The sequence below is a fragment of the Methylophaga sp. UBA5088 genome, assembly GCF_002414625.1.
Taxonomy (GTDB): Bacteria; Pseudomonadota; Gammaproteobacteria; order Nitrosococcales; family Methylophagaceae; genus Methylophaga; species Methylophaga marina.
In genome coordinates, this window is the sequence record NZ_DIAC01000051.1 from 78,162 (window position 1) to 81,586 (window position 3,425).

The 3,425-nt window shown below is 43.4% G+C and carries 3 protein-coding genes; 2 read left to right on the plus strand and 1 reads right to left on the minus strand.

The features are described 5' to 3' along the window. Together B4K20_RS07270 and B4K20_RS07275 are read left to right on the plus strand one after the other, a co-directional pair. Positions 1-820 (plus strand): PilT/PilU family type 4a pilus ATPase (locus tag B4K20_RS07270; protein WP_289282416.1); only part of this gene is annotated, 820 nt, incomplete at its 5' end. Between the two features lie 160 nt (positions 821-980). Beyond that, entirely contained in the window at positions 981-1,814 is an 834-nt protein-coding gene (locus B4K20_RS07275; RefSeq protein WP_286303644.1) for an OmpA family protein, read from the plus strand. 588 nt (positions 1,815-2,402) lie between these two features. On the opposite strand, the gene B4K20_RS07280 is transcribed toward B4K20_RS07275, so the two are convergent. Next, the coding region (locus B4K20_RS07280) for a PQQ-binding-like beta-propeller repeat protein (protein ID WP_289282417.1) at positions 2,403-3,425 on the minus strand (1,023 nt) is incomplete at its 5' end.

Below are 3,425 nucleotides of genomic sequence, written 5' to 3' on the forward strand. Positions count from 1 at the left end.
CATCCATGTGCCTCAAGTCATCAAAGAATTATCGATGACAAAACGTGGTTTAGTCATTTTTGTCGGTGCAACAGGCAGTGGTAAGTCAACGACATTGGCTGCCATGATCGGTTACCGTAATCAGAATAGTACGGGTCACATTTTGACGATTGAAGATCCTATTGAGTTTGACCATAAACACGCTGGCTGTGTTGTTACACAACGAGAAGTTGGAATAGACACTGACTCGTATGAAATCGCGCTTCGTAACTCTTTGCGGCAGGCGCCGGATGTGATCATGATTGGTGAGATACGTACCCGTGAGACGATGGATTACGGTGTCGCATTTGCCGAAACCGGTCATCTTTGTTTATCCACCTTACATGCAAATAACGCGAACCAGGCTATGGACAGGATTATCAACTTTTTTCCTGAAGAGCGTCATCAACAGTTATTTTTAGATCTTTCCTTAAATCTGAAAGCCGTTATCGCTCAGCGACTAATCCCTAAAAAAGATGGCTCGGGCAGGGCTGTTGCGGTTGAGGTGCTTCTGAATACGCCGCTGATTGCTGATTTAATCGAGAAGGGCAAGGTTTATGAAATTAAAGAAGTGATGAAACGCTCTAAAGAGCTGGGTATGCAGACATTTGATCAGGCCGTCTATGACTTGTACAAAGCCGGTGAAATCAGCTACGAGGAAGCCTTACGTAACGCTGATTCAGCTAATGAAGTACGGCTAATGATTAAATTGGGTATGGAGTCGGGGGAACTGGCTAAAGACAGTGCTGTTTCCAGTTTATCCTTACAAGCTGAACCTGAGGATGTAATAGGGCGTATGTAGCTGTTGTTTTTTTGACACAGCATTCACGCAATCACTAATAAGATCTATTAGACGTCAAGCAAATACTGGTTTAATATGTAGCGAAAGTACCACACTCGGTATTGAGCAAATCAAAATTTAAGACGTGTTCATTTATTTTTCTACGGAAAAGGAAGGCAATATGAAATTATCAAAACTCCTGTCAGCAGCGTTTGCAATAGCTTTGCTGGCTGGTTGTGCGGGTAATCCGAAAACAACTAACCAAAACATTATGTGTGCAGTAGGTGGTGCTCTAGTTGGTGGTGCCGCAGGCGCTGCCGCAGGTGATTCTGATGCTGCAGCTGGAAGTGCTGTAGTAGGTTCAATGCTCGCACTATTACTTTGCCCTAACGGTGAAGAAGAACAAGAAGCAGCAGTAGAAAAACCAGTATGTGCTGTAGAGCCACCTCCAGGTGCCTTAGTTGATCAAAATGGTTGTGCATATGACACAGATAAAGATGGTGTGTACGACGGTATCGACATGTGCCAACAAACACCTCCTGGTGTGACTGTTGACCGCGTAGGTTGTGCGCTTGACTCTGATGGTGATGCAGTGCCTGACTACAAAGATCTGTGCCCTAATACACCTAAAGGCGTCATTGTTGACCAAGATGGTTGCCCATTAGCAGGTGAAAAAGTGCTGTCTTTAGAAGGCGTTAATTTCGCATTTGATAAAGCGACGTTGACTGACGATGCGAAACAAATTCTTGAAGAAGCTGTTTCTGTTCTGAAAGATACTGATAGCGTTGTTGAAGTACGTGTTGAAGGTCACACTGATAGCATCGGTAGTGAAGCATACAACCAAAAACTGTCACAAGAACGTGCTCAGTCTGTTGTTGACTACCTGACTTCTCGTGGTATTAACGGTAGCTACCTTATCCCAGTAGGTATGGGTGAAAAATTCCCAGTTGCTACAAATGATACAGACGCTGGAAGAGCGAAAAACCGTCGTGTTGATTTCGTTGTTAACGAATAAAACAAGACAACATTACAAGTGATGATAAAAGGCCCTGCTTGCAGGGCCTTTTTTTTATCCATATCCAGAAGAATGATTAAATCGTTATAGTAGCCATCAGCCACTGAAGAGTAGTTAAGCACTCATGCAGACTTGGTTTGCAATGGGTATGGAGAACACTAGGCGAGTTATATCTGTTTGCTTTGAGCTGTAAGCCCTCTCTTAGTGGTCGATTCTTGACTACAAGTACTCCTCTAAGGTTTGAGTGGAACAATTCTATTATCCAAGAGGAGAGAAAAAACTGACTTGAGCTGAGAGATAAAAGGAGTTTTTCCTATATTAGAATAAGCCGTGTTTATCTATTATTAAATTCAGCTTTACGGCTTTCATTGGTTTTCCCTTCGCCCTCTCAGTTTTCTGATGAGGGCTTTTTTTTGCCTGAAGAAAATCCATTTAAAAAGATTGAGGATTAATAAGGTTACCTCAACGTGCAAGCTGTTTTCTTTGGAAGCAGAGAAAATAAATTGATCCCCCATAAAAAAAGACTCCGATGATATGTCTATCACCGGAGTCTTATGCACTGTGTCAATCTATAGTATTAGGATGATCTTATAGGCTGAACACGCTCAGAACGCCACCTAAAGAAGTCCAGCTTGATAACGATTTGTAGGCACCAACAGCACCTAAGCCATCGGTGTCATTTTCCAGGTTGTTGGTCATGCCGATACCAGCCCAGCCACCAATGCCTGACAAGATAGCAATATATTGTTTGCCATCGTGTTTATAGGTGTTCACATTGCCCACGATGCCTGATGGGGTTTTGAAACGCCATAGCTCACGTCCAGTTTGAGCATCAACTGCTTTTAAATATCCTTCTAAAGTACCGTAGAAGACGACATCACCGGCTGTCGCTAAAGCACCTGACCATACTGAGAATCTTTCTTTATCAGACCAGACGATTTTACCTTCACGTGCATCCCAGGCAATAAAGTTGCCCATATTGTCTTTTTCAGCAGCAAACATATTGACTGAGGCGCCTACATAAGGTTGACCCGCTAAATATTCCACCTCAAATGGTTCCAGGTCCATACAAATATGGTTTGTTGGCACATAGAACAGGCCCGTTTTTGGTGAGTATGCAGCAGGTTGTTGATCCTTAGCACCATGTGCTGCCGGGCAGATTCCAGTCGTGTTTGTATCTTCACCATTATGTTCAGGAGAGAACTGTTTATTACGGTCGGGTAAGCCTGTTTTCAGATTAACGCTATTCGCCCAGTTAACCGAAGGATCAAACTTGTTGGCGACTAATAATTCACCTGATGCACGATCCATGGTGTAGCCAAAACCATTACGGTCAAAATGCACTGCTGTTTTGCGCATTTTGCCTTTGACTTTTTGATCGGCAAGAATGACTTCGTTGACACCGTCGTAATCCCATTCATCATGTGGCGTCATTTGATAAATCCATTTCGCCATGCCTGTATCTAAATCACGGGCAAACAATGACATAGTCCATTTGTTATCACCAGGACGTTGCAGTGGATTCCATGTCGATGGGTTACCCGTACCATAGTAAAACAGGTTCAGATCCGGATCGTATGAATACCATCCCCAAGTCGTACCACCACCAAT